Here is a 24602-nt window from a genome sequence, read left to right on the forward strand (position 1 = left end):
CGAAAGTTTATTAGGATCAAGGTGAACTGGCTTTCATTGACTAACGAGGCAAAAAGGCCACAGGGCGTCCTAAAACAAAACTGAGGATCTTTGAAAAAGAAGTGGAATATTTACGTGAACACCATTTATTATTAAAAAAGTCAATCAAGAGAAAAAAAAGGGGGGGGCTAAGGACACAAGATAAATTTGAATTTATTCATGAGCATGCCAAAGAACTTTCCCTTAGCCGTCTTATTTAGCTTAACCTTTGTTTCGTCATCAGGCTATTATACTTGCTTAAAAAGATATGCTACACCCCGTGTTGATCGTGACGAGGAGCTTTATCGTCTAATTTTAGCCGTGTTTAATGATTCGAATGGGATCTAGGGTGTAAGAAGAATTAAACAGGCATTACTTAACAAATACGGATGGATTGTTAATCATAAATGCAGTCGTCGTATTAGGCGTAACTATCACTTATCCTGTGTTTTACCTAAGCCTAAGTTACAACCTCTTATAATATCAAACGCATTCAAAATAAATACGGTATGAGTCCCGCTGAATAGAGACTTCATACCGCATAAATTTGCTTTTTATTAAAAGAGGGCTTGGATTCCTGTTAAGAATACGATAGCAATCGCAAGAGGTGCAATAAACTTAGTGATTGTTAAATAAATCATCGTTGTTTTAATGGAGCAAGCACCTTGTTGTAATTCATCGGCTATTTCATCTTTTTTCATGATAAATCCAAGGAAACAAATGATGAGTAACCCTCCAATCGGTAGAATCACATTAGCCGATAATAAATCCATCCAATCAAATAATGTATTTCCATTAAAAGAAAGGGCTGTGTTTGGCGTCTGTGATAAAGAGCAGAAGATTGCGATAATAATGACGGCAATACTAGTTAATTTTAAGGCCTTATGGCGATTAACGTTTAGCTCTTCGGTCACGTACGTAATAATAACTTCAAAGATGGAAACAACAGAGGTTAAAGCGGCGATAAATAAGAGTAAGAAGAAGAGGGCCCCAAAGATATTTCCACCTGGCATTTGTAAGAAGACATTTGGTAATGTGATGAATACAAGACCTGGTCCAGCCGTTGGGTCAATTCCAAATGCGAAGACAGCAGGGAAAATAGCTACCCCTGCGAGTAGAGCAATCATTGTATCGGCCACGGCTATGGAGCAAGTCACCGTTGATAAGTTTTCCTTCTTACTAATGTAAGATCCATAAGTTAACATCGTTCCCATCCCGACGCTTAAAGAGAAGAATGAATGACCGAGTGCATCTAAAATAGAGTTCATTGACATTTCGCTAAAGTCAGGTTTAAATAAAAATTTTAATCCTTCAGCTGCACCGGGAAGTGTAATAGCTCTCACCACAAGTAAAATAATGATCCCAACTAGTCCTGGCATTAAGATTTTAGTATATTTTTCAATACCATCTTTAATTCCACCGAATAGAACGAAAACTGCTAAGAGAGTGAATATAATCGTATAAATAATAGGCGCATGTCCTGATGAGAATTGATGAAAAGTTTGGGTAATTTGCTCAGAAGACATGCCCGAAAAAGCGTTTGTTAGGCTTAATAAAATATAGTGAATCGTGTATCCTGCAATAACGGTGTAAAATCCCAGAATCATAAATGCGGCAATGATACCAAGCCATCCAATAATGGGCCATTTTGTATTTGGCGCTAATTTTTTAAACGAACGCACAGCATTTGCTCCACCGCGTCGCCCAATAATAAATTCTGCTAATAATACAGGAAGCCCCACGCCGAGAATAGAAATTAAATAAATGAGAATAAAAGCAGATCCCCCATTTTCCCCGACGATATAAGGGAACTTCCAAATGTTACCTAGTCCTACTGCAGACCCTGCAGCGGCGGCAATTAATCCAAAACGTGAACTAAAACCATCTCGCTGTTGCGATATTGTTTCTTGACTCATAATAAAACCTCCTACCATTCTACTTGACATTTTTTTTCATGTCACTCCTTTTGTCTTTTATCCTTCTTTAAACCTACTAACCTACAGTACCTACTTCATGGTTTAAATTCATAAAAGTGAGTCTATTTTAGCATTTCATGGCAGGTTTGAAAAGGGCTATGCTTTTGAAAATAAAACAGGTTTTTGTCGAATATATAGAGACTTCAAAGAATAAAAAGTTTAAAAAAAGGGAATATAATAAAATGTACCCTAGAGAGTAGACAAATAAAAAAAGTCTACCTTCTAGGGCCTTTTTGTTATAATATTAACTATTAGATTTTAGGAGGATTTTAAATGAGCAAGAAGTTATTTACACCACAAGAGATTGAACAACTCAAACAAAACGAATATGTTAAGTCAGTATCTGAAAAAGGGATTACTTATACGAAAGAATTTAAGGAGAACTTTATTATGATGAGCGAGAAAGGAAAGTTTCCGCGAGAGATATTCGAATACTATGGATTTAATGTTACGGTGCTTGGCATGCAGCGTGTGAATTCTGCAGCTAAACGTTGGAAACAAGCCTTTAAAACCCAGGGCCCATTAGGATTGGATGATAGTCGTACTAAGAATTCTGGAAGGTCCCTAAAACGAGAGTTAACGCTAGAAGAACAATTATTACGCACGCAGGCTGAATTAGAAGTTTTAAAGATTGAGAACGAATTATTAAAAAAGTTGAGACTCATGAGAAAAATGCTCGAATAGTCTCTAAAGAAGTAAAGTTTCAAATGATTCATCAAGTAGTGAATCAGACATCAACTAAATTTAAATCTTTAATTTCTCATTTATGCGATAGTCTTGGTGTTTCAAGATCAGGTTATTATCGTTATTTTTCGTTATGTGCTGAAGAAGCTCGTTTAAAGCGATTAAAGGAGGAACAACATCGTTTAGAAGTTATTCAAAAGGCCATTTGTTTTAAGGGACGAAAAAACAAGGGAATTCGCCAAGTAGCGATGGTTCTTAAAGGGGAATTCAACATTATCTTTAACCTAAAATCTATTCATCGAATCATGAAAAAGTATGGACTATTGAGTCAAGTTCGTCGAAGCAATCCCTATCGTAAACTCGCTAAAGCGACACAAGCACATCGTGTCTGTCCAAATCTTGTTAATCGTCAATTTAGGCCATTAGAACCTTATAAAGTTCTATTAACCGATATCACTTATTTAAAATATGGAAAGGGTCAGACTGCCTATCTCTCGACCATCTTAGATAGTGCAACAAATGAAGTTTTAGCTTTTCAATTAAGTGAGCATTTAAAGATAGATTTTGTTCTCCAAACACTGAACCAACTTCAAGAAAATCCGACTGTCCAATTAACGAAGGAAACGATTATTCACTCCGATCAGGGCGTGCATTATACGAGTCCGCAATTTTCGAATCAATTAAAGGAATTAGGAATTCAACAATCAATGTCTAGGAAGGGGAATTGTTGGGATAACGCTCCACAAGAATCATTTTTTGGGCATCTAAAAGATGAAGCAGATATAACCAATCAACTGACATTTGATGATTTACTCATTGAAATTGAAGAATATATAGATTATCATAACAACTTTAGATATCAATGGAATTTAAAAAAGCTGACTCCTGTAGGATACAGAAATCAGCTTCAAGTTGCTTAGGTTTTTTTCTTTGTCCTTGACAAAGGGTACAGATTATAATGTACGTGAGGTTATTTATTTAAATGGGAGGTTTTAACATGGCAATTAAATGTGGAGCACATAATTGTGTACATAATGATAATCACGGAAACTGTTATGCGGGTGTGGTAAATGTACGCGGCGCACACGCGGTGACAACGGATGAAACGATGTGTAAAAGTTTTGCCGATCAAGATTTAAGAGCAGATGCTGAATTTGCAATGGAATTTAATGCAGCACCTAAAAAAGCAGGCGTAACTAATATTAAATGCGGAGCATGCCAATGCAAACATAATGAAAAGCATAAATGTCATGCGCATGATGTTCAAATTAACGAAGTAACAGCAAGTTGTGAAACATTTGAACAATAATAGAGATTGTAAACGTCATTAAAATTTTTCATGAGTCTAAGGCGATTTATTCTAGAGTTATAAAACGTCTTAGGCTTTTTTATATTGTAGTAGCCGTCATGAGTTTTTTTCACAAAACTGCTAGTCACTCGCGAAAGTAAGGTTAAATGCTTAGCCATGACAGATATTTTTAAATGGATGTTCTAAAGGAGAGAGGGGCTATCATATACTATGATACATAGTTTAGAGGAGCGAAAATAGATGGAGAGATTGAATATTGGCGTAGATTTAGATGCTATTTTTGAGATGCAGATTAATGAACACAATTGTTATAATCCAGGCCTTTTATTGCCTTTTTGTCAGCGGTTGATGGGGTTAAATCATCAAGTTGTTGAATTGTTTGTCTTCTCCATGCACGATCCATCCATTTCCTCTATCGTTTTTGACAGTTTATCTTATTACGGGTTAAATATTAATCAGCTTATTTTTACCGGGGGGGAGTCGACGGTTTCATATTTACACGCGCTTGAAGTTGAGGTTTATTTGTCATTTGATGAAAAAGGTATTAGGCAGATGAAAGAAAGCGGAATTCTTTCTGGACTTTTGACGAGACAGGGATATAAGGAAACCTTAAGTTTTATTTTTGATCATCGGTTATTTTTAGATGAGATAACGTATCCGGGCCTTGGAAAGTGGTTGCCTCTCATTGGATATTTACAGCAACAAAAGTATCCGATATCGGTTGAATTAATGACGACACGCACGTGTAGTGTTGACCGACTGGTGCTAGAACTTTTTAAAGAATCAAATTGTAAGATTAATGCGATGTGTTTTATCGCATCAGGAAAGGGAGAGGATTTAATTGAACTCTATTCGCCGACGGTTTATTTTTCCGCCTGCTCTCAAGAGGCGCTCAAACCTCTCCCTAATGCAGAGTGTATTTTAAATATTGCCTTTTAGCATGAGTTGATAAAGTAAAAAGAAATCGCTATAATAAGGTTAAGTGGTTATCCCATAAAATGTAAAAAGAGGTGATTGAGATGGCGTATGATTTAAGTGACAAGTTAGTTGTGGCAATTTCAAGTCGAGCATTATTTGATTTAGAATATGAAAATACGATTTTTGAAAAAGAAGGAATTGAGGCCTATACGCGTTATCAAATAGAGAATGAGAATACTGTTTTAGCTAAAGGAACGGCCTTTCCATTGGTGGAGGCGTTACTAGGTTTAAATGAGAAATTCGAAGAGCCTATCGTTGAGGTGATTATTTTATCAAGTAATAGTCCGGAAACTGCCTTAAGAGTATTTAATAGTATTGCAGAGTATAAGTTAGATATTGTACGTGGGGCATTTACTGGGGGTGAGGCAAAACATCCTTATTTAGGAGCTTTTAATATTGATCTGTTTTTATCACGAAATGAAAAGGAAGTTCAAGATGCCATTGATCAGGGGGTTGCAGCAGCACTTGTTTATGATACTCCAAGAGATTACCACCCTAATCAAAAAGAAATCCGTATTGCATTCGATGCAGATGCTGTTGTTTTCTCGGATGAATCGGAGTTAATTTATAAGCAAAAGGGATTGGAGGCCTTTTATGAAAATGAAAATGAAAATGCGGAAAATGCAATGAATGAAGGGCCATTCGCCAAACTTTTAAAAACATTATCGAAAATAAAAGAAAAAGAAGATACGCTTGTCAAAATCGCGATTGTTACGGCTAGAAATTCTCCAGCGCATAAACGCGTTATTTTAACGTTACGTAAATGGGGATGTAAGGTTGATGAGATGTTCTTCCTAGGAGGGGTTGCAAAGGATAAAGTATTGAAGGCCTTTAATGCTCATATCTTTTTTGATGATCAAGATCATCACGTGGGACCAGCTTCTCAATTGATTCCGTCGGGACGTGTTCCGTATAAATCAGATTCTATGCTAAATCAATTGAATCAAAATCAGGAACAACAGGAACCATCCGTTCAGGAACATCATGAAGGGGCGACAGAAGAATCATATCATGGTGAATGATGAGGAGAGCAGATGAAATAAAAATAGAGAAAGAATTGGGGAATGAGACGTGGAAAAATTTAAACTAGGAATGAGTGACCAAATGGTATCTCAAATTGCCCTCGGTTGTATGGGACTAGGGGGATCTTGGAATAAGAGTGAAGGGATGACAAAAGAAGACGAAATAACAGCTGTTAAAGCGGTAGAGGCAGCACTTGAGCAAGGAATTAATTTTTTTGACCATGCGGATATTTATAAAAATGGCAAATCGGAAAGCGCCTTTTCTGCGATTTGGGAGGCTAATCTTGTGGACCGAGAGTCAATTTATATTCAATCTAAGTGTGGGATTCGATTGGCGGATGACTTATTTATGGGCTCTGCTCCCCACTATGATTTAAGTTATGCTTATATTATGAAGTCGGTTGATGGTATTTTAAAACGTTTGAAAACGGATTATTTAGATACGTTATTACTTCATCGTCCCGACGCCTTAGTTGAACCTGAGGAGGTAGCGAGAGCATTTCGTGATTTAAAGGAACAACAAAAGGTCCGTTATTTTGGGGTGAGTAACCATAATGCAGCCCAGATAGCTTTATTACAATCGTATTTAAGTGATCCGCTTGTGACGAATCAATTAGAACTTTCGTTAGTTCAGTCTCAACTTATTGACGAGGGATTAAACGTAAATTGTGCAGTGAATCCCGGAAATTATCGAAATGATGGAACCTTTGAATATTGCCGTTTGAATCAATTAACGATTCAAGCTTGGTCTCCCCTTGCAGGTGGGCAATTAGCAACGAAGGAAGGGAGAGAAGTGTATCCTACATTAGTTCAAACGATTGAACGTTATGCAAAGGAATACGAGGTTAGTTTTGAGGCTATTATGATTGCCTGGTTACTTCGCCATCCGGCTCATATTCAGCCGATTGTGGGAACAAAGACCCCATCGCGTATAAAGGCTGCTTGTGAGGCAACACGTATCTCGTTAACTAAAGAGCAGTGGTATCATTTATATAATAGTGGATTAGGAAAGCATTTGTTATAAAAAGGTAGGAACCGATGTTCCTACCTTTTTATATTTGTGGTGAGTATAAAAAAAAGATTTAGGGTCATTTTAATAGTAAAGGCTAAAAAGGGGTGAAAAGGGATGAAACTCAAATGGATATATCTTACGTTCGCATGTATGTTAATCTTGGTTTTGTTTGGATGTGAGATGGAGGCAGAGGACGGGAAGGCGAATCGTCATTATATTCAGATTGAAGAAATTGAACTAGTTGATGTATCACTTGAACGAGAAGAAGGAAGCGAGGTAGCCGTTTATCAAGCAAAAATAAAAAATCGTTCAAAACACACGGTTCAAGGTGTGACCATTGAGGTTGAACTAAAAGATGGGCAACATACGACCATTGTGACCCAGGATACGTTAAAACCTGGGGATACGAGCGGATGGATTCGCTGCGTTGGGCCGCAGAGTCTAAAATTGAAAGATTTAAAAAAGACTCGCTTTACTATTAAAATGATTGATGAGGAGAATCAAGAGACGGTAGTGACGTATGATGTCGGACGCGATTTTTATACGTATAGTGAATCCACTGAACGCGAGACGATTAACCCTAAGGTAAAAGTTGACGATATTGAATTTGTTGATCCAACGTTTGCACCTGAAGGGGCAGGGGTTAAGCTTCAAACGTATTTAAAGAATAATTCTTCACATGCGATTCAAAATATAATGTATACATTTGAGGACGATTTAGGTGAGACCCATACCCTTTATCATCCATTAGAAATTGGAGGGAATCAACAAAGCTCCCTATTAACAACGTCAAATTTATCAAAGAAAAAATGGAAGGATTATCAATTTAAACGGGTGAGTTACACGTATCAGGATAAAGGACAATGGGTGTGTGTTGTCTATGATGTTCGTCTGGATCAATACTTTAAAGAGGAATAGAAAAAAACACTGAAAATCCCATCAGTGTTTTTTTGAAGGAAGCATTTCATCGTCAACACAAGCGCCTCATCGCCCGGTGACACAGTGAAAAATATGAAAGTGTACCAACTTTAGTATGGTTCACTTTTTCAATAAACATACAGTTTGATTGAAAAAAGTATTTATTATTGTGTATATTTCATTGTTCCGCTATAATAAGGGAGTTTAGGGTCAAATGTTTTTTTAGGAGAGGATGTGACTGTGTTGAACTTCAAAAAGATACTTATCGCTTTCGTGGTTATCGTGATCGGGGTTACGTTGACTTATACCTTCTCGCCAACTTATGGTGAACAAGAAGAAAAGGAGCTTGTTCTCACGGTAATAGATGAACAAACCTCATCGGTTTTACTTGATCATCAAGTTTTTAAGACAAATGCAAGTTCCCTGGGTGAATTTTTAAGAGAAAATCATGAAGCATTACAGTTAGAGGCCGAGGAATCTAAATACGGACTATATATTACAGGAATTTTGGGTTTGAGTGCGAAAGACAATGGTCCTTCGGGGCCTTTTTGGCTTTATCAATATGAGTCAAAAGAGCGGGGAATCGTCATGCCTCTTGGTCAGGCACCTAGTGCTGATCAACTTCCTCTTTTTGATAAAGATGAGGTGACTTTCCACTATAGTTCCATGCTTGGGGACGAAAATGAAGGTTAGAGAGCTTGCGAGGATTTCCGCTTTGGCTTCCTTGCTATTTATCATTTATCATTGTGGCTCACTGGTCCTCTATGCCGAACTGTTTAACTTTACCGTTTTACTTTATGGGGTATCTTTGCCCAAACGACAAGCTATTTTATCTGTCTTAATCGCGTGTTTACTCATTGTTCTTGTTTATGGAGCCCAACCATGGACGCTAATGTATGTGCTTATTTTTCCAACCTACGCGATTATCTATCATTTGATTGGCCGGCGGCTAAGGTCAGAGTATGTTGTTGCGTGTTTAGGGTTTTTAGGTGCCTTTTTATCAGGGACTCTGATTGACCTCCCCTTTATTTTCCTAAGTGGTATGACAGGTAGGGCATTAGGGATACACTTATTATTGGGCTTTCAGACGTCGGTTGGAAACGGTGTGAGCACTTTTCTAGCTACAATCTTTTTACTTCCCATTTTATCTAAGGCCATAAAAAGAGTCTGAGTAAAAAACTCAGACTCTTTTTTTCTTTTTATGTGATGAGATAAGTGGAGAAATGAGTCGTTTAATCAATAAGAACCCAACGACGATCAGGGCCCACTTTATCATGTCATGTTCTGATAAATATGTTTTAATGATACGGTGGTAGGCTTCGTTGATTAAAGGTAAGCAGGCAGCGATGAGAAGTAGTATTCCGATTAATTGATTAATTAAAATTTTAATGCGTTCTAACACTGCTTCTGAAAGTCCTATTCTTTGAAGAATCGGATCTGTATAAAGGGAAATCATCTGTCCTCCGTCAAAGTAAGGAATAGGAAGTAAGTTAAACAGGAAAAGAAGAAGATTCATAAAAATAAAAATGAAGAGAACAAATTGTCCCGTTGTAAATTGATTGGCGATCATTCCAATTGATTCTGCCATTCCAACATGGGGTGCCAAAAAATGATCGATAGAAAAGAGGGTAAAGAGTGTCTTTATAAAATTAATAATCATTTGATTAAAAGCCAAAAATCCAGCAATCGGTGATGTTTTAAGGTAGAGTGTAGTCGCACAAACAGCGGCTATATAGTTAAAGGTGACTCCAGAACCTAGGACGATAAACTGCTTTAAACGTGAAAGAGTTAATTCCTGATTTTGCGGATAGATGGTCACGCCTCCGCCAGGAATAATGTTGAATCGGAATGTCGTGGATTTTGTTTTAAACGTGAAGAATTTAAATCCCATTCCCGTAATAACGTCTGTGGCCTTAATACCGAAAAGATAGGCTGATGTATAGTGTCCAAGTTCATGAATAAAAATGCTTAGATAAGCAACTAAAACATAACAAAAAACGGCCATAAAATTCCCCCCTTTTTATGGTGATATTACTATACTATATGCATGTGTTTTAGTAATCATGACGTTTAGGGGAGGGGGGATATTCCTATATTTTAGATGATTTGGATAAATGTTCGTCGGGATGATGAAATAAATGGAAAATCTGTTCGCTATTCTACAAAAAGTGATATAAGATTTCAAAAAAATACAACAAAATCATTTATTTAACGTCTTTTTTTTTGTATAATACGATTAGTTTTCATTTTTTAATGGATAATTGGCACGTTTATCAAGTGTTGTACACGGCATGAATCATCAGAACATAGATGAAGAAATACAAGTCGATGTTTTGGTTTTGGAGTTGTATAAAGAAATAAGGTCATGAAGTAAGGTGTGCGCCATCAAAACCAAAGGAATCCGGGAGATGATTAAGACGTCAATGTCTTATTTTAAAAATGGAATCGTTTGGGTTGCGTCGTGCCATGCATTAATCATGATGATTGAGGTTGGCGATTGCTAACGAATCTTGCGACTCAAAAGGGCGGATGTTTAACGTTCGCTAAGTTGAGTTGACTTTTCTTTTGTAAGGTGGGATTACTGATGCAAAATATCAATGATATGGTGAAAGAATCAATGGTTTCGAATGTCATTAAATGTGAGTATACAGAAAGTTTCGAGACGATTTTAAATAAATTAAAGAAAACACAGTTAAAGTCAATTGTGGATGCCCATGGTTTAAAGGGGTGTTCGGCTTTAGCGAAAGGTGGGCTCATCGAGCGTATTAAAGAGACGATTAGTGATGCTAACCGACTTGAGTATATTCTTTGCGGATTTGATGAATTAATGATGAGTGATTTTGTCATGTTAGCAAACGAAGCGTATGTAACACAAGATGCGACATTAAGTGGATGTGTTCTGGTGTTATATCGTTTAGGTTACATTTTGCCGGTGATGAAAGATAAGGAAGTTGTCTATGTCATGCCTGAAGTGGTTAAAGAGGCATACAAAGCCATTGATTTAACAACGTTAGAGGCGACTAAAGCCCGTGCAGATTTAATTTATCTTTATATGAAGGCCCTTGTTAATTTATATGGTGTGTGTGAGTTTAATCAATTAGTAACTGTCTTTAATCAATACGAAGAGGGAGAGTTAACACCTGAGGAAGCCTTGAATGTGCTGTTTTGTAAATTAACCTTTAAAGGGGATGTTCAGTCGTTTGGGCCTTTATTTGTGAGCGACGCATTACTCATGGATTCAGAGATGGAGGCGGTTAAGTTATACGATCTTCATCAAGATAAGCCATACTATATGCCGACAAAAGAGGAAGTTTTAAAATTCGGAACGGATCAAGGAGATTGGACAGAGGAGCTTGAAAAAGTAGAAGCGTTTATTTTTGAGCATATTGTTCATAATGATCAGGAGGCACATGAGATTACAGATGCAATTGGCGTATCTTTTGCCTACGAGTATCAACCTAAATATGCCTTTATGTTACTAGAGGACCGTGGGGTTGAAATTGGTGCATATGAGACAAGTCAACAATTAATGGTATTATTAACGGATGCCTATAACCACGCCCGTACGTGGGAAAACAAAGGATTCCGTCAAGTCGACTTAAAAGATAGTCAACAGTCAGAGAGTGCACCCATGATTGTACCGATGATTAATCCGGTTAAATCGACAAAAGTAGGTCGCAATGAACCATGCCCATGCGAGAGTGGTAAAAAATACAAAAAATGTTGTGGACGATAAAATAGTTAAGACACCAATTCGTTTTTTTATAAGCGATTGGTGTTTTTTAATGACATATTCTGAATGTTTGTCCGTGAGGAATGGTATAATCTAATTAATAATAAAGTCAGAAAAAGGTGAGTTTAACGTGTCAACGATTAAAGAGGTAGCAAAACGAGCAGGAGTTTCTGTTGGAACAGTGTCAAAGGTAATTAATAATATCGCGGTGAAGCCGAAAACAAAACAAGCTGTTGAGCTAGCTATTAAAGAATTAAATTATGAACCTAATATTTATGCACGTGGTTTAAAAGTTAACCGTACTCATACTGTTGCACTTATTATTCCAACAGTATGGAATCCATTTTATGGGGAATTAGCTTTTCATATTGAACGTTATTTAAGGGAAAAACAATATAAAATGATTCTTTGTAATTCAGAGGGAGATTACGTAACAGAACTTGCCTATTTTACAATGGCGAAACAAAACCAGGTGGATGGAATTATTACGGTTACTTATAGTGATATTGAGTCCTATATTTCTAACAATATACCATTAATTAGTATTGATCGTTTTTTTAATGACAACATTCCCTATGTGAGTAGTGATAACTTTTCGGGAGGAGCTTTGGCGGCCAAGCATTTAGACGATGTAGGTTGTCAATCCGTTTGTTTTATTGGGCACGGATCAAAGAAAGATAATGCCACAAGAAATCGGAGAAAAGGTTTTGTGGACTATTGCGAAAGACATCAAAAATCCTATCTGATATTTGATGATCAGGGGCATCATGAAACTTTTCAGAGAAATTTAGAATTATTTTTGAAAAAAGAGATCATCGAAACATCAACGATTGATGGAATATTTGCAGTAACGGATGATTACGCCTTTCAGGTGATAGACTATGTAACAAGAAATGGGAAGAGGATTCCAGAAGATGTTCAGATTATTGGTTTTGATGGAATTAAATCTTCAGCAACGGATGAAATTAAAATTACAACGATTTGTCAGCCGATTGAAGAAATTGCTAAAATGAGCGTTAATGGGGTGATCGCCTTAATTAATAAACGAGAGGTTTCCCATGAGGTATTATTGCCTGTTCAGCTTTTCCAAGGAAAGACAACGAAAGGATAGCTTGTTAATCAGGGGATCCTTTTCTTTTTAAGAAAGTTAGGAAGCGTTTTACATTTTGTTATTGACAGGGGGTCTTTCCCGTAGTATACTGAAGATGAAAAATGAAACGTTTCATATTTTTTCAACTAAAAATGAAACGTTTCATTTTGAGTGAACTAGAGGAGGGAGTCAAGTGAAACAACAAAAATATCAAGAAACTGCGAATCAAATCCTTTTCCTTGTCGGGGGGAAAGATAATGTTGTTCGCGTTGCGAGTTGTGCCACACGTTTACGCATTGTGGTTTGTGAGGATCAAAAAATAGATGTTGAGCAGATTGAATCGTTAGACTTAGTGAAAGGAACCTTTAATAATGGGGGACAGTTTCAAATAATACTTGGGACTGGAATCGTAGATCAAGTTTATCAAGAGTTTCTGAAGCAGAGTGGGATTCAAGAGATTGGAAAAGAGGAGTTAAAAGAGGTAGCAGGGACAAAAATGAACGTGTTTCAGAGAATACTTAAGTCATTAGCCGATGTGTTTGTCCCTATTTTACCTGCCTTAGTTGCGGCGGGATTACTTATGGGATTAAATAATGTCTTAACTGCACAAGGTTTGTTTATCGAAGGGAAGTCTTTAATTGAGTCGTATCCGCAAATGGCAGACTTGGCAGAGATGATTAATTTATTTTCAAATGCAGCGTTTACTTTTTTACCTGTTTTAATTGGTTTTTCAGCGGCAAAGATTTTTGGAGGAACGCCCGTATTAGGTGCCGTCATTGGGGCAATTATGATTCATCCGGATTTATTAAATGGCTATAGCTATGGACAAGCTTTATTAGATCAGACGATACCTGTTTGGAATGTTTTTGGATTTGAAATCGCAAAGGTGGGGTATCAGGGAACAGTTTTACCAATTATTGTGTCGGCATTTGTGTTAGCAAAAGTCGAACGTAAAACACGAAAAATCGTTCCAGCTATGTTTGATAATATTATTACCCCGTTAGTTGCTGTGCTAGTAACGGCTGTTCTTACGTTTATCGTCATAGGTCCTATCATGCGAATCGTCGGGGACGGATTAACTGAGGCAGTCATGTGGTTATTTTTCTCTTTAGGTCCTGTTGGAGGGGCTATTTATGGGGTAGCTTATCCGTTATTAGTGATTACGGGAATGCATCACTCATTAGTTACAGCAGAAACTCAGATTTTAGCGAATATTGGGACACTAGGTGGATCACCTACTTTCGCTGTCGTTGCTGCCTCGAATGTCGCCCAAGGAGCAGCGGCGTTAGCGGTGATGTATTTGATGAAAAACGATACTAAAATGAAAGGATTAGCTTCGGCATCGGGAGTGTCAGCGTTACTTGGTATTACTGAGCCGGCAGTCTTTGGGGTTAATCTGAAGTTAAAATATCCGTTTATTGGGGCATTAGTTGGTTCAGCAGTAGCAGCGGCTTATGGAACTTTTATGAAGGTCTTATCTGTTTCACCAGGGCCTGCTGGGTTACCTGGTGTGATCGTTATTCGTCCAGAATCAATGTTTCAATATATGGTGACTTTAGGTATCGCATTTGTCGTTGGATTTATCGCAACGCTCATGTTAGCGCGAATGTTTAATAAAAAAGTCAAAGGTTAGATTGCAAAGGAGTGTGTCAGATGGAGTGGACAACAGAGCAACGTTATCGACGAATTGAAGAAGTCTCGAAAGAAGAATATGGGAAATTAATTGATCAGGTGAAACATTGCCCGTATCGACAAATGTATCATATTCAGCCCGTCACAGGGTTATTAAATGATCCAAATGGATTTAGTTATTTCAATGGGGAGTACCATTTGTTTTATCAATGGTTTCCACTAGGACCCGTTCATGGGGTGAAGTACTGGTATCATACAGTATCGAAGGATTTAGTTCATTGGAGAAACGAAGGAATCGCCTTAGAACCTGATCGTCCTTTTGATAGTCATGGCGTCTTTTCAGGAACGGCCATTGAAAAGGACCACCAGTTGTATTTAATGTATACGGGAAATGCGCGTGATAAAGATTGGGTTAGGTATCCAACGCAATGTTTGGCAGTGATGAACAAAGAAGGGAAGATAATGAAATATGAGGAACCGGTAATTAAAAATAGGCCTTATCAGGTAACCGAGCATTTTAGGGATCCAAAAGTCTTTCAAGTAGGAGACATGTATTATTGTCTTATTGGTGCTGAGCTAGAAGGGAATCAAGGAACTGTTGTTTATTATCAGTCAAAAGACTTAGTGGAATGGACCTACAAGGGTGAGGTGAAAACCTCATTTAAAGGAAATGGATTTATGTGGGAATGTCCAGACTATTTCACCCAAAACGGGAAGGGGGTCATGATTCTTTCACCGCAGGGAATGGAATCACAGGGAGATCTTTATAATAATATTTTTCAATCGGGGTATTTGATTGGGGAAGAAATTGATTGGCAGAATGGTGTATTTAAACATGGGAGTTTTGTTGAGTTAGATCGTGGATTTGAATTTTACGCTCCTCAAACGATGCAAGATCCAAGTGGAAGAAGGATTTTAGTTGGTTGGTTTGGTCTACCAGGTGTTGATTGTGTGAGTGATGAAAATGGTTGGGCACATTGTTTGACGATTCCACGTGAATTAATCGTGGAGGAGAATAGATTATGGCAACGTCCGATAAAAGAACTAGAGCAATTGCGAAAAGAAGCGCATACCGTCACGCACCTTTTGCAACAAGAATCAATCTCTTTTGAAAAAATTAACGGAATTGTTTATGAACTAACGGCTGAGTTTACCGAAATTGAAGCCCAAGTTGTCGGGATTAAACTTCGTAAAGGTGATAACGAAGAAACGGTCTTTTATTACGATTTAATCAATCGAAAACTTGTGTTAGATCGTTCAAAATCAGGGCGTACATGTGGGGATGAATATGGAACGGTGAGAAAATGTCACTTTGATGAAAAACAATTGAAACTACAAATTTTTGTTGATGTTTCCTCTATTGAAATTTTTGTAAATGATGGGCTTGAAGTATTTTCTACACGAATTTTTACAAAAATTGAAAGCGCAGGCATTGAATTCTTTACGGATGGAATGGTACAATTGAAGACAACCAAATGGGGATTAAATGTTTAGAAAGAGGTGTAATAATGGCAAAGGTAATTTGTCCAGGTGAAGTGTTAATTGATTTTATTTCGCTTGAAAATGGTAAGAAATTAGTAGACGTAGAACGTTTTCAAAAGAAGGCAGGAGGGGCTCCTGCAAATGTAGCAACAGCGCTTGTTAAATTAGGTGCATCGGCTGAATTTGTGGGTGCGGTTGGAAAGGATTCGTTCGGTAAGTTTTTAATGGATACACTTGAGCGTTATCAAGTAGGAACAAAACACGTGATTAAGGATGAAACGCTTGGAACGACAATTGCCTATGTTTCAATCGATGAGCAAGGGGAACGTGATTTTGAGTTCATGCGAGGGGCAGATGGAAATCTATCACCTGATCAAATTGACTTTGAAGCATTTAAGGATTGTAAAATTGTTCATTTAGGGAGTGCAACGGCCTTATTAGGAGATAAACTTTATGAGGTTTATAAGTCATTTATTTCATTTGCTATCGAGAATCATAAGTTTATTTCATTTGATCCAAATTATCGCGAGGCACTTTATCATGATAAAAAGGAATTGTTTATTAAACATTGTAAGGAAGTAATTAAATCGGTTGATTTGATTAAAGTATCAGAGGAAGAAGGACAGATTATTACGGGGGAAACGGATCATCAGAAAATGATTTTAGCATTGCACGAGTTAGGGGCTAAAATTGTAACGTTAACACTTGGAAAAGAGGGGTCCCTCATCTCAATTAATAAAATTTATAAAGTTGAGAGTGTCCCAGTTAACATGATTGATTCAACAGGAGCGGGTGATGCTTTTATCGGAGCACTATTATCACAAATTGCGAATTTAAACAATCCGAAAGAAATTTTAACGGATGAAGCAATGTTAGTCGAGTTTACCCAAAATGCGAATAAAGTAGGTGCGTTAACAACAACAAAATTGGGAGCGTTAGACTCTATTCCATCATGGGATGAAATTGCGATGTAATAAAAATTGGTATAGGTAGAAGGTGAAGAATTTCTTCGCCTTTTTTTATGCCGTTCATTTGATGCAAGGTGAGGGTGTAAGAAAAAGCTCGTTGTTTTTGGGGCATATTTCTTCTTTTGAAACAATAGGATAATAATACAGTCAGGTTAAAAGAAGGAGGGTAATTATGGAGAGAAGTTTTAAACGTGTTCGCGTTGTTGTTGTGCAACCCGATGAACAAGTATATTTTGATCGTTATTATACGGACCCATTAGGTGCCATGGATAAATTTAATTATTTTTGTAAATTGGCAAAAATTAATTATCCGCAACAGATTGAGTTTGCGATGGAGCGAACAGCTCTGTATAACGAAATGACGGCTTATTTTCCTTATAATGAAATTAATCCATCGAATCAATCAGGGTTTGTGCAAGTTTCGATGTATTTTGAAGTTGACCGTTTAAGAGCGGCTGAATAAGAGATTGGATGAGGAACCATGAGACATTTAAATCCGACGTTATATGAAGTGATTCAAGAATGGGCAAATGATTTGCCGGTTGATTATGAGGTGCAAAGAGAAGGAAATACACGAGACAATTTACATAATTCGAAGGAAAAAATTGTAGCATGTCTCATCGAACAGTTTCCGATGAGTTATCGTCAATCTTACGAAGTTTATAGTGACCTCTTTAATCAATCTGAAATTTTTTCGGTTTATCATTCGTTAGACACAATCAATGTTTTAGCGATGGCCACCGGGTCTGGGGGCGATGTATTCGGCTTGATTCATGCCTTTGAAAAATATTTTAAAGGTAAAACGATTCATATTTTTTCTGTTGAAGGAAATGAGGATGCCCTTCAAAGCCAAACTAATTTATTTAAACAGTATATCGAGGGCAACCTCATCGCAAATAAGGTTCAGTTAGTTCCAATTCCCGCGGTGATACAGCCAGGGTTGCGGGGATTAAAAGAAGAGTTAAAGGACCGCTGTTTTACTCCGTATGGTGTTGAAAAGTTTGATTTGATGCATGGGTTTAAATGGATGAATGAGAAATCAATTCGAGGATGGTTTCATCCGTACCACTTTTACGCCTTCTTCAACTATCATCTATTACCAGACCGAGTAGCCGTTTGGTTAGAAACGGTGGATTTAAAGTCGCAATATCAGGGGGATCGTTCGCTGTCACAAAGGGCTATTTTTGATTATGTAAAGTATTGTCACCATTTTCAGGAGAAAAATCATTTAATGGCCTTAACTCCGACGCCGTGTATTGCGCGGCATTTAAGCGGGAAGCGGAAACAGTGTGAGGGGTGTCTCGGATGTTTTGATGAGATTGACACGTATGTTAAATCAATGGATGAACGCGCTAACCGATGGCAAGGTCAATCTATATTTGTGATGAAGTTTGCAAGTGGGCCTCTTGGAAGAGAGTTATCGAAATATTTGCAAGATGAGCATGTGGGTTATCAAACGGCCTTCTTTAATGGGCAACCACATTTTTGTACGCTCAATTCAACCAAAGAAATGAAAAAAGTAGCCAATGCCTTTGTGCTTGGAAAATTATCAAAACAGGAAAGTTAGTATGAACGAATAGTTTATACTAACTTTTTTTTATGTGCGGTGGAGGTAGAACATTAAAAAAGTTTGGGCGGGTAGGTACTGTTAGGTGAACATTGTCATATTTTATGTTAGATGGAAAGGAGGGATAGCATGAAAAAAATAGGTTTAGTTTTATGCGGAGGTGGGGCAAAGGGCGCGTATCAGGTTGGTGTTCTGCGTGTGCTTGAGGAATTTGGACTATTATCCCATATCCATGCCGTGGCAGGATCTTCTATTGGAGGAGTCAATGGTGCGTTGTTTTTGCAATATACGCCAGAAGAAATGGAAAAGTTTTGGCTCAATTGCCCGTGGTCTTCTATTTTTTCAATCAGCAAAGAAAATATGAATCGAATGAATCAAATTGTAGATTCTATAAATTATCGAAAAATCCCTTCTTTTATGGGGATGATGAATTTAGCAAGTATGGCTAATCAGGTTGGCCTACCTTTAAAAAGGAAGGGATTTGATAAAGTTTTTCATTACTATTTAAATCCTGTTTCAATTCAAGAGGATCATCGTGATCTTTATATTTCCTGTAAGGAGTCGAAGTCTTCACGACGACGTTTTTTTAAATTGAATGATCTTTCTTATCATCAGATGAAAGGTGTTCTTTTAGCGACAACTGCCGTGCCAGGGTTATACGAGCCTGTTTCGATTGAGGGGGTTAATTATGTTGATCCAATGAAATCGGAGCTAGCTCCTCTTCGCCCCCTATTATCAACGGATTGTGAGACGATTATTGTTGTTTATTTGGATCCACGTTCAAGAATTGGAAAGTCCTCGATTGAAGGAAAAAGAATTATTGAAATTTTTCCGAGTAAAGAGCTGGGGAACGGAATTTATGGATCGTTTGATTTTAGACCGGAAGTGTTGAAGTATTATATGGATTTAGGCAGTGAGGATGCGTATCGAATTTTATATCGTGTGTTGAGGGAGAATCCTCAGTCGCCAAACCGCGTGCGGGTGAAAAAATAGAAGGTTATGCCATGTAATAAATTGTGAGAAAATAAAATTCGTTAACTTTTTGTAATGGGTTTCCTGCAGTGTTTTGCTGAATAAATAAAAGCAGTTGATTTAACCCTCTCTTCTTTGACCATAATACAGGAAATAAAGTTAGAGGTGAGAGGGATGACGAAGGAAACAGTAAAGTATAGTCTATTTTTAACTATTTTTGGGGTTTTATTTTATCGCCTAACCGGCTATCCCGAGTTTTTTTATCGTCTGATAGGGTCCGTTGTAGGGATTTTTAAGCCATTTTTGATTGGAGCTATTTTAGTCGCGTTAACGAACCCTATTGTCCTTTGGTTTGAAAGACGGCTAAAATGTTCTCGTGGGTTAAGTATCTTTAATGCGTATTTGGTTATGGTAGGGGGAGTCCTTTGTTGTGTTGGCTTAATTATCCCATCGTGTTTAGTTGGAGTGTCTGAGTGTATTATGGAAATCACGAAACATATTCGATCTTTAGATTCAAATCAGTTTGGCTATGAGGTGATAGAGAGAATTCCGTATTGGAATGAGATTTTGGCATATATAGAGGAAAATATCCAAAGTATTAGTCAAAGTACATTTCGCATTGTGAATCAGTTATCGACTTCTTTATGGTCCTCACTGATAGGCGTGTTAGCCGAGATTTTACAATGGTTTTTAGGTTTTACTATTTCAATTTATTTAATCATCGATCAACAGAAGGTTTTTTGTTCGTTCCAACGTTTTTTAGCAGGCTATTTTCCAAGGCAAGAAGAACGGGTTCTTTATTTTACCCGATTTACTTATCATACGTTTCAAGATTATATGGTAGGCCGGTTATTGGATTCATTAATTGTTGGTCTGCTTGCGCTAATCGGTTTTTCGGTCTTGAAGGTACCCTATGTTTTATTGTTTTCTTTTATTGTTTTTATCACCAATATTATTCCGTATTTCGGTCCTATCATTGGAGCGATTTTTCCGATTGGTATGACGTTGATGATCGATCCCATTCGTGCGATTTGGGTCGCCATTTTCATTTTTGTCTTACAGCAACTGGACGGAAATGTGATAGGACCTAAAATTATGGGGGATTCTGTTGGTTTATCTCCTCTTTGGATTATTTCTGTTGTTATTTTAGGGGGATCCCTTTTTGGTTTTATCGGAGTCTTTTTGGCTGTTCCTATATCGGCGGTTATGAAAGAGGTTTATGAGTTAATGTTAAAGAAACGTTTAAAAAGATAAGTTTAGGTATATCGTCCTCAAAAGTATAAAATAGCGCTTTACGAATAAAAAAGTAGCCAAATACATTTGAAAAAATGATGGAAAAGTGGTATTTTATTAAAGGAATTATAAAAAAGAAAAGTTAATGTATTAGTAAATGGAGGAATTGGTATGCAACAGCCACGTATGTTATCGGCTAAGGAAATTGCAAATGAAGTTGTTGAAGTTGGAAAGTATAAGGTAGCGCGTAAAGACAGTGTCGTTCTTGTTTCGGGAATGTTAGCGGGGTTATTTATCGCATTAGGGTATACGGTTTATTTACTTGTTTACGGACAAATGACAGACCCATATGCAGGAAAAATTGTGGGGGCATTTTTATTCCCTGTTGCCTTAATTTTAATCTTATTAACAGGAGCTGACTTGTTCACTGGAAATACATTAATCGGTAAGGCTTACTTTAAAAAAGAAGTAAAATTAGGTGCGTTTATTAAAAATTTAGTTTTAGTTTGGATTGGAAACTTCTTGGGAGTTTTACTTGGAATTGGTTTGTTAGCAGGTGCAGAGTTATTTACAAATGGTGTGAACCCTCATGTTGCTGAGAATATTCGCCATTTAGCAGAAGCAAAAGTTAGCTTATCGACATCAGCAATTTTCTTCCGTGCAATTTTATGTAATATTTTAATTGCTGGTGGAGTTTACGTGGCATACGCGGCTAAAGACGTGGCAGGTAAATGTATCTTAAGTATTTTAGTTGTTGCGGTCTTTGCATTAATGGGAGTAGAACACTGTATTGCCAATATGTTTGTTTTAGGAATGGGGAAAGTTTTAGGGGCAGATGCTTCTTATGCAGGGATGGCTTGGAACCTATTTATTGCAACAATTGGTAACATTATTGGTGGATTTGTCATCGTTATTCCATATTACTATAATTTCATTCACTCTTATAGACATAAAAATCATTAAATCGATTATAAAAAAAGTGTTAATTCAGTCCGTGATTGAGTTAACACTTTTTTTAGTTTATAACTTGCAACCATAGAACTAATGTTTGTTTTTCTCCTCTTTTTAGCTGTCTCTTTTTATGTTATAATGGGCGATAAAGAGGTGATTTGAAATGTTCGCTTATTTAAAGGGACACACATCGTATGGTGGAAAGGATTTTGTTGTCATTGAGGTTAACGGAATCGGGTATAAGGTTCATACAGCGAATCCGTATGAGTTTAAAAAGGGAGAAGCTGTTCAGGTTTTTACACATCAGGTGGTATCCGAGAATGAAATTAGTTTGTATGGGTTTAGAACCCTAGAGGAGCATGATTTATTTATTAATTTAATTAGTGCTCGTGGAATCGGTCCGAAGACAGCCTGTGCAATTTTAGCGATGAAAGACATGAATGGCTTACGTCAGGCTATTGAAAATGGTGATGCGAAGTATTTATGCAAATTTCCTAAAATTGGTCCGAAGACAGCCCAACAAATTATATTGGATTTAAAAGGGAAGCTTGTGATTCCAGAAGGTCCATTATTTACGAATCCTGGTTTAACGGAGGCCATTGAGGCATTACAGGCGCTTGGTTATGGGGATAAGGAATTAACGAAGGTAAGGACGGCCTTCAAGGATACAACGGCTTCCGTTGATGAGATTATTAAAAAGGGATTGCAATTATTGGTTAAATAAGGGGGATATTTAAAATGGGGAAAGGACAGCAAGTTAATCCGTTTGGAATAGGGGGAGCTTTTGTTCAATATTGTCTTGATCAAGGCATTTTGCACTTAGAGATGGATAAAAATCATGAAATTAAATATTACTTAACCGATCAAGGTGAACGATTATTAAAAGAAAATTTTGGTATTGTTTTATCAGAATGTGCCAAAATAAATAGGAAAGAAGGTTAGATGATGATAGAGGAACGCTTAGTGACGCCGGATGAAATGAGAGAAGATGAATCAGAATTAAGTTTGCGCCCTGAGCGTCTAAATCAGTATATTGGCCAAACGGCTGTGAAAGAGAACTTAAGAATTTTTATTGATGCGGCAAAAAGTAGAAATGAGTCATTAGACCACGTGTTGCTTTTTGGCCCACCAGGTCTTGGAAAAACGACTTTAGCGACGATCATCGCAAATGAAATGGGAGTTAATATTAAAACGACTTCAGGGCCGATGATTGAACGGAGTGGTGATTTAGCTGCTATTTTATCGGTTCTAGAACCTGGAGATGTTTTATTCATTGACGAGATTCATCGTTTACCTAAAAGTATCGAGGAGGTTTTATACCCAGCGATGGAAGATTACGTGCTCGATATCGTTGTCGGAAAAGATGATTCCGCCCGTTCTATCCGTGTGGACTTGGCTCCGTTTACATTAGTAGGTGCAACGACGCGTGCAGGGGATTTATCAGCTCCACTTCGCGACCGCTTTGGTGTTATGAATCGTTTAGAATACTACACGGAAGAGCAACTCCAATCCATTGTAAAACGAACAGGGATTGTTTATGATACACCGATTGATGATCAAGCTTCTTTAGAGCTAGCGCGGCGTTCGCGAGGAACCCCACGTATTGCTAATCGTCTTTTTCGACGTGTGCGCGATTATGCACAAGTTATAGGGGATGGTATCATTACACATGATATTGCAAAGTTAGCATTGGACCGTTTAGACATAGATTCACTAGGATTAGATTATGTTGATCACAAGTATTTAATGGGGATTATTGAACGATTTAATGGAGGGCCGTGTGGAATTGAGGCTATTGCGGCGTCAATTGGGGAGGAGCCCCAAACACTGGAAGATGTTTATGAGCCATATTTGTTACAATTAGGATTTGTCAAGCGAACCCCTCGTGGTCGGGTGATTACTCCTCAAGCTTGTGAACATTTGAACGTCCCGTATCCGTTAAAATAAAGATTGAAAAATAACGATATTTGGTAGATAATTTATACATAGTGATAAATTTTGCAACATAGAAAGTTGGTGTGTTATGCGCGTAGATCAATTCGACTTCGAATTACCAGAAGAGTTAATTGCACAAACCCCTTTAAAAAACCGGGATATGTCGCGTTTAATGGTTTTAAATAAAAAAACAGGTGAAATCAAACATGAGGTTTTTCATCAGATCATTGATTATTTAAAACCGAATGATACGCTTGTTTTAAATAATACAAAAGTGATGCCGGCTAGATTAATGGGTCAAAAACAAGATACGGGGGCTCATATTGAGGTTCTTCTTTTAAAACAGGAACAAGACGACTGTTGGGAAACGTTAGTTAAACCGGCTAAGCGAGTTAAAGTTGGGACGGTGGTTGAGTTTGGTGATGGTCGCCTAAAAGCTGAATGTATTCAAACGGGCGAGATGGGAAAACGAATTTTTAAATTTGTATACGAGGGAATTTTTTATGAGGTATTGGATTCCTTAGGTGAAATGCCACTGCCGCCCTACATTACGGAAAAGCTAGACGATCGTGATCGATATCAAACCGTTTTTGCTAAAGAAATTGGATCTGCCGCAGCTCCTACTGCCGGATTACATTTTACGACAGAGTTACTAGAGAAAATTAAAAGCAAAGGGGTAAATATTGCATATGTTACTTTGCATGTCGGATTAGGGACATTTAGACCGGTATCTGCGACGAGTGTTGAAGAACATGAGATGCATGCGGAGTTTTATCAGATGTCACAGGAAACGGCTGATTTATTAAATGAAACGAGACAAAAGGGTGGTCGAATTATTACCGTAGGAACGACTTCGACGCGAACACTTGAAACAATCGCTCGTAATCATCAAACATTTAAGGCTTGTGAAGGATGGACAGATATTTTTATTTACCCTCCTTATGAGTTCAAAGGAATTGATGGGATGTTAACTAATTTCCATTTGCCAAAATCAACATTAATTATGTTAATCTCGGCTCTAGCAGGACAGGAATCTATCATGAATGCTTATCGCATTGCGGTAGAGGAGAAGTATCGTTTCTTTAGCTTTGGAGATGCGATGTTAATTATTGAAGAATAACA

At 37.5% G+C, this 24602-nt stretch carries 24 protein-coding genes; 22 read left to right on the forward strand and 2 right to left on the reverse strand.

The genetic code is table 11. From position 1 onward, the window contains the following. Positions 1 to 575: 575 nt before the first annotated feature. On the reverse strand, positions 576 to 1934 hold the full coding sequence (locus tag VXM77_RS04065) for a sodium-dependent transporter (protein WP_338507210.1): 1359 nt from the start codon (positions 1932 to 1934) through the stop codon (positions 576 to 578). 333 nt (positions 1935 to 2267) lie between these two features. Between VXM77_RS04065 and VXM77_RS04070 the strand changes: the two genes are divergently transcribed. The 8 genes from VXM77_RS04070 (at position 2268) to VXM77_RS04105 (ending at position 9088) form a co-directional block, all read left to right on the forward strand. Continuing rightward, positions 2268 to 3598, forward strand: a protein-coding gene (locus tag VXM77_RS04070) for an IS3 family transposase (protein ID WP_262951243.1) whose coding sequence is annotated in 2 segments (ribosomal slippage) — positions 2268 to 2649 and positions 2649 to 3598 — 1332 coding nt in all. Because the reading frame shifts where the segments join, the coding sequence is not laid out codon by codon here. Between the two features lie 77 nt (positions 3599 to 3675). Continuing rightward, entirely contained in the window at positions 3676 to 3987 is a 312-nt protein-coding gene (locus tag VXM77_RS04075) for a DUF1540 domain-containing protein (RefSeq protein WP_161830762.1), read from the forward strand. 240 nt (positions 3988 to 4227) lie between these two features. Continuing rightward, positions 4228 to 4926: a 5'-nucleotidase gene (locus tag VXM77_RS04080; protein WP_161830763.1), complete on the forward strand. Its 699-nt coding sequence runs from the start codon at positions 4228 to 4230 to the stop codon at positions 4924 to 4926. A gap of 80 nt (positions 4927 to 5006) precedes the next feature. Beyond that, the gene (locus tag VXM77_RS04085; protein ID WP_161830764.1) at positions 5007 to 5987 is read left to right on the forward strand and encodes a 5'-nucleotidase; all 981 of its coding nucleotides are present in this window, start codon (positions 5007 to 5009) and stop codon (positions 5985 to 5987) included. A gap of 49 nt (positions 5988 to 6036) precedes the next feature. Then, positions 6037 to 7011, forward strand: a complete 975-nt coding sequence (locus VXM77_RS04090) for an aldo/keto reductase (RefSeq protein WP_161830765.1) — start codon at positions 6037 to 6039, stop codon at positions 7009 to 7011. Between the two features lie 102 nt (positions 7012 to 7113). Then, positions 7114 to 7917, forward strand: coding sequence for a hypothetical protein (locus VXM77_RS04095; RefSeq protein WP_338507213.1), 804 nt, complete (start codon positions 7114 to 7116; stop codon positions 7915 to 7917). 243 nt (positions 7918 to 8160) lie between these two features. Then, positions 8161 to 8610, forward strand: a complete 450-nt coding sequence (locus tag VXM77_RS04100) for a hypothetical protein (RefSeq protein ID WP_338507214.1) — start codon at positions 8161 to 8163, stop codon at positions 8608 to 8610. A gap of 115 nt (positions 8611 to 8725) precedes the next feature. Continuing rightward, on the forward strand, positions 8726 to 9088 hold the full coding sequence (locus VXM77_RS04105; protein WP_338507215.1) for a hypothetical protein: 363 nt from the start codon (positions 8726 to 8728) through the stop codon (positions 9086 to 9088). Between the two features lie 9 nt (positions 9089 to 9097). Here the strand turns inward: VXM77_RS04105 and VXM77_RS04110 are convergent, their stop codons facing one another. Further along, a complete protein-coding gene (locus tag VXM77_RS04110) occupies positions 9098 to 9922 on the reverse strand; it encodes a site-2 protease family protein (RefSeq protein WP_338507217.1) in 825 nt (274 codons plus the stop codon). A 579-nt stretch (positions 9923 to 10501) separates the two neighbouring features. On the opposite strand from VXM77_RS04110, the gene VXM77_RS04115 reads away from it, so the two are divergent. The 14 genes from VXM77_RS04115 to queA all read left to right on the forward strand — a co-directional run bounded on the left by VXM77_RS04115 (position 10502) and on the right by queA (position 24600). Beyond that, the gene (locus VXM77_RS04115) at positions 10502 to 11653 is read left to right on the forward strand and encodes an SEC-C metal-binding domain-containing protein (protein WP_338507218.1); all 1152 of its coding nucleotides are present in this window, start codon (positions 10502 to 10504) and stop codon (positions 11651 to 11653) included. A 127-nt stretch (positions 11654 to 11780) separates the two neighbouring features. Beyond that, positions 11781 to 12761, forward strand: coding sequence for a LacI family DNA-binding transcriptional regulator (locus VXM77_RS04120; RefSeq protein ID WP_338507219.1), 981 nt, complete (start codon positions 11781 to 11783; stop codon positions 12759 to 12761). 172 nt (positions 12762 to 12933) lie between these two features. Next, a complete protein-coding gene (locus VXM77_RS04125; RefSeq protein ID WP_338507220.1) occupies positions 12934 to 14373 on the forward strand; it encodes a sucrose-specific PTS transporter subunit IIBC in 1440 nt (479 codons plus the stop codon). A gap of 20 nt (positions 14374 to 14393) precedes the next feature. Continuing rightward, on the forward strand, positions 14394 to 15866 hold the full coding sequence (locus VXM77_RS04130; protein WP_161830773.1) for a sucrose-6-phosphate hydrolase: 1473 nt from the start codon (positions 14394 to 14396) through the stop codon (positions 15864 to 15866). 14 nt (positions 15867 to 15880) lie between these two features. Then, entirely contained in the window at positions 15881 to 16828 is a 948-nt protein-coding gene (locus VXM77_RS04135; RefSeq protein WP_161830774.1) for a carbohydrate kinase, read from the forward strand. Positions 16829 to 16994: 166 nt separating this feature from the next. Beyond that, positions 16995 to 17285 (forward strand): hypothetical protein, encoded by a 291-nt coding sequence (locus VXM77_RS04140; protein ID WP_161830775.1) that lies wholly within the window; start codon positions 16995 to 16997, stop codon positions 17283 to 17285. 18 nt (positions 17286 to 17303) lie between these two features. Next, positions 17304 to 18389: a hypothetical protein gene (locus VXM77_RS04145; protein WP_338507221.1), complete on the forward strand. Its 1086-nt coding sequence runs from the start codon at positions 17304 to 17306 to the stop codon at positions 18387 to 18389. 129 nt (positions 18390 to 18518) lie between these two features. Further along, positions 18519 to 19382: a patatin-like phospholipase family protein gene (locus tag VXM77_RS04150; RefSeq protein ID WP_338507222.1), complete on the forward strand. Its 864-nt coding sequence runs from the start codon at positions 18519 to 18521 to the stop codon at positions 19380 to 19382. A gap of 153 nt (positions 19383 to 19535) precedes the next feature. After that, complete coding sequence (locus tag VXM77_RS04155) at positions 19536 to 20615, forward strand: AI-2E family transporter (RefSeq protein WP_161830778.1); 1080 nt, start codon at positions 19536 to 19538, stop codon at positions 20613 to 20615. Positions 20616 to 20765: 150 nt separating this feature from the next. Continuing rightward, positions 20766 to 21557, forward strand: a complete 792-nt coding sequence (locus VXM77_RS04160) for a formate/nitrite transporter family protein (protein ID WP_161830779.1) — start codon at positions 20766 to 20768, stop codon at positions 21555 to 21557. Between the two features lie 151 nt (positions 21558 to 21708). After that, complete coding sequence (gene ruvA, locus VXM77_RS04165; RefSeq protein WP_161830780.1) at positions 21709 to 22269, forward strand: Holliday junction branch migration protein RuvA; 561 nt, start codon at positions 21709 to 21711, stop codon at positions 22267 to 22269. 14 nt (positions 22270 to 22283) lie between these two features. Beyond that, entirely contained in the window at positions 22284 to 22487 is a 204-nt protein-coding gene (locus VXM77_RS04170) for a hypothetical protein (RefSeq protein ID WP_161830781.1), read from the forward strand. Between the two features lie 3 nt (positions 22488 to 22490). Continuing rightward, positions 22491 to 23492 carry a Holliday junction branch migration DNA helicase RuvB gene (gene ruvB / locus VXM77_RS04175; RefSeq protein ID WP_202618673.1) on the forward strand — a complete coding sequence of 334 codons (1002 nt, stop codon included), beginning with the start codon at positions 22491 to 22493 and terminating at the stop codon, positions 23490 to 23492. Positions 23493 to 23568: 76 nt separating this feature from the next. Next, positions 23569 to 24600, forward strand: a complete 1032-nt coding sequence (queA, locus tag VXM77_RS04180; protein WP_161830783.1) for a tRNA preQ1(34) S-adenosylmethionine ribosyltransferase-isomerase QueA — start codon at positions 23569 to 23571, stop codon at positions 24598 to 24600. The last annotated feature ends 2 nt before the right edge of the window (positions 24601 to 24602 follow it).

The organism is Turicibacter sp. KK003 (genome assembly GCF_037014675.1).
Classification (GTDB): domain Bacteria; phylum Bacillota_I; class Bacilli_A; order MOL361; family Turicibacteraceae; genus Turicibacter; species Turicibacter faecis.

Bases quoted from the DNA above. Each gene is read 5' to 3' on its own strand.
- VXM77_RS04075 (WP_161830762.1), top strand. From the start codon at position 3,676: ATGGCAATTAAATGTGGAGCACATAATTGTGTACATAATGATAATCAC.
- VXM77_RS04150 (WP_338507222.1), top strand. From the start codon at position 18,519: ATGAAAAAAATAGGTTTAGTTTTATGCGGAGGTGGGGCAAAGGGCGCG.
- VXM77_RS04155 (WP_161830778.1), top strand. From the start codon at position 19,536: ATGACGAAGGAAACAGTAAAGTATAGTCTATTTTTAACTATTTTTGGG.
- VXM77_RS04110 (WP_338507217.1), bottom strand. From the start codon at position 9,922: ATGGCCGTTTTTTGTTATGTTTTAGTTGCTTATCTAAGCATTTTTATT.
- VXM77_RS04145 (WP_338507221.1), top strand. From the start codon at position 17,304: ATGAGACATTTAAATCCGACGTTATATGAAGTGATTCAAGAATGGGCA.
- ruvA (WP_161830780.1), top strand. From the start codon at position 21,709: ATGTTCGCTTATTTAAAGGGACACACATCGTATGGTGGAAAGGATTTT.
- VXM77_RS04140 (WP_161830775.1), top strand. From the start codon at position 16,995: ATGGAGAGAAGTTTTAAACGTGTTCGCGTTGTTGTTGTGCAACCCGAT.
- VXM77_RS04085 (WP_161830764.1), top strand. From the start codon at position 5,007: ATGGCGTATGATTTAAGTGACAAGTTAGTTGTGGCAATTTCAAGTCGA.
- queA (WP_161830783.1), top strand. From the start codon at position 23,569: ATGCGCGTAGATCAATTCGACTTCGAATTACCAGAAGAGTTAATTGCA.
- VXM77_RS04135 (WP_161830774.1), top strand. From the start codon at position 15,881: ATGGCAAAGGTAATTTGTCCAGGTGAAGTGTTAATTGATTTTATTTCG.
- VXM77_RS04065 (WP_338507210.1), bottom strand. From the start codon at position 1,934: ATGAGTCAAGAAACAATATCGCAACAGCGAGATGGTTTTAGTTCACGT.
- VXM77_RS04115 (WP_338507218.1), top strand. From the start codon at position 10,502: ATGCAAAATATCAATGATATGGTGAAAGAATCAATGGTTTCGAATGTC.
- VXM77_RS04170 (WP_161830781.1), top strand. From the start codon at position 22,284: ATGGGGAAAGGACAGCAAGTTAATCCGTTTGGAATAGGGGGAGCTTTT.
- VXM77_RS04080 (WP_161830763.1), top strand. From the start codon at position 4,228: ATGGAGAGATTGAATATTGGCGTAGATTTAGATGCTATTTTTGAGATG.
- VXM77_RS04095 (WP_338507213.1), top strand. From the start codon at position 7,114: ATGAAACTCAAATGGATATATCTTACGTTCGCATGTATGTTAATCTTG.
- ruvB (WP_202618673.1), top strand. From the start codon at position 22,491: ATGATAGAGGAACGCTTAGTGACGCCGGATGAAATGAGAGAAGATGAA.
- VXM77_RS04130 (WP_161830773.1), top strand. From the start codon at position 14,394: ATGGAGTGGACAACAGAGCAACGTTATCGACGAATTGAAGAAGTCTCG.
- VXM77_RS04160 (WP_161830779.1), top strand. From the start codon at position 20,766: ATGCAACAGCCACGTATGTTATCGGCTAAGGAAATTGCAAATGAAGTT.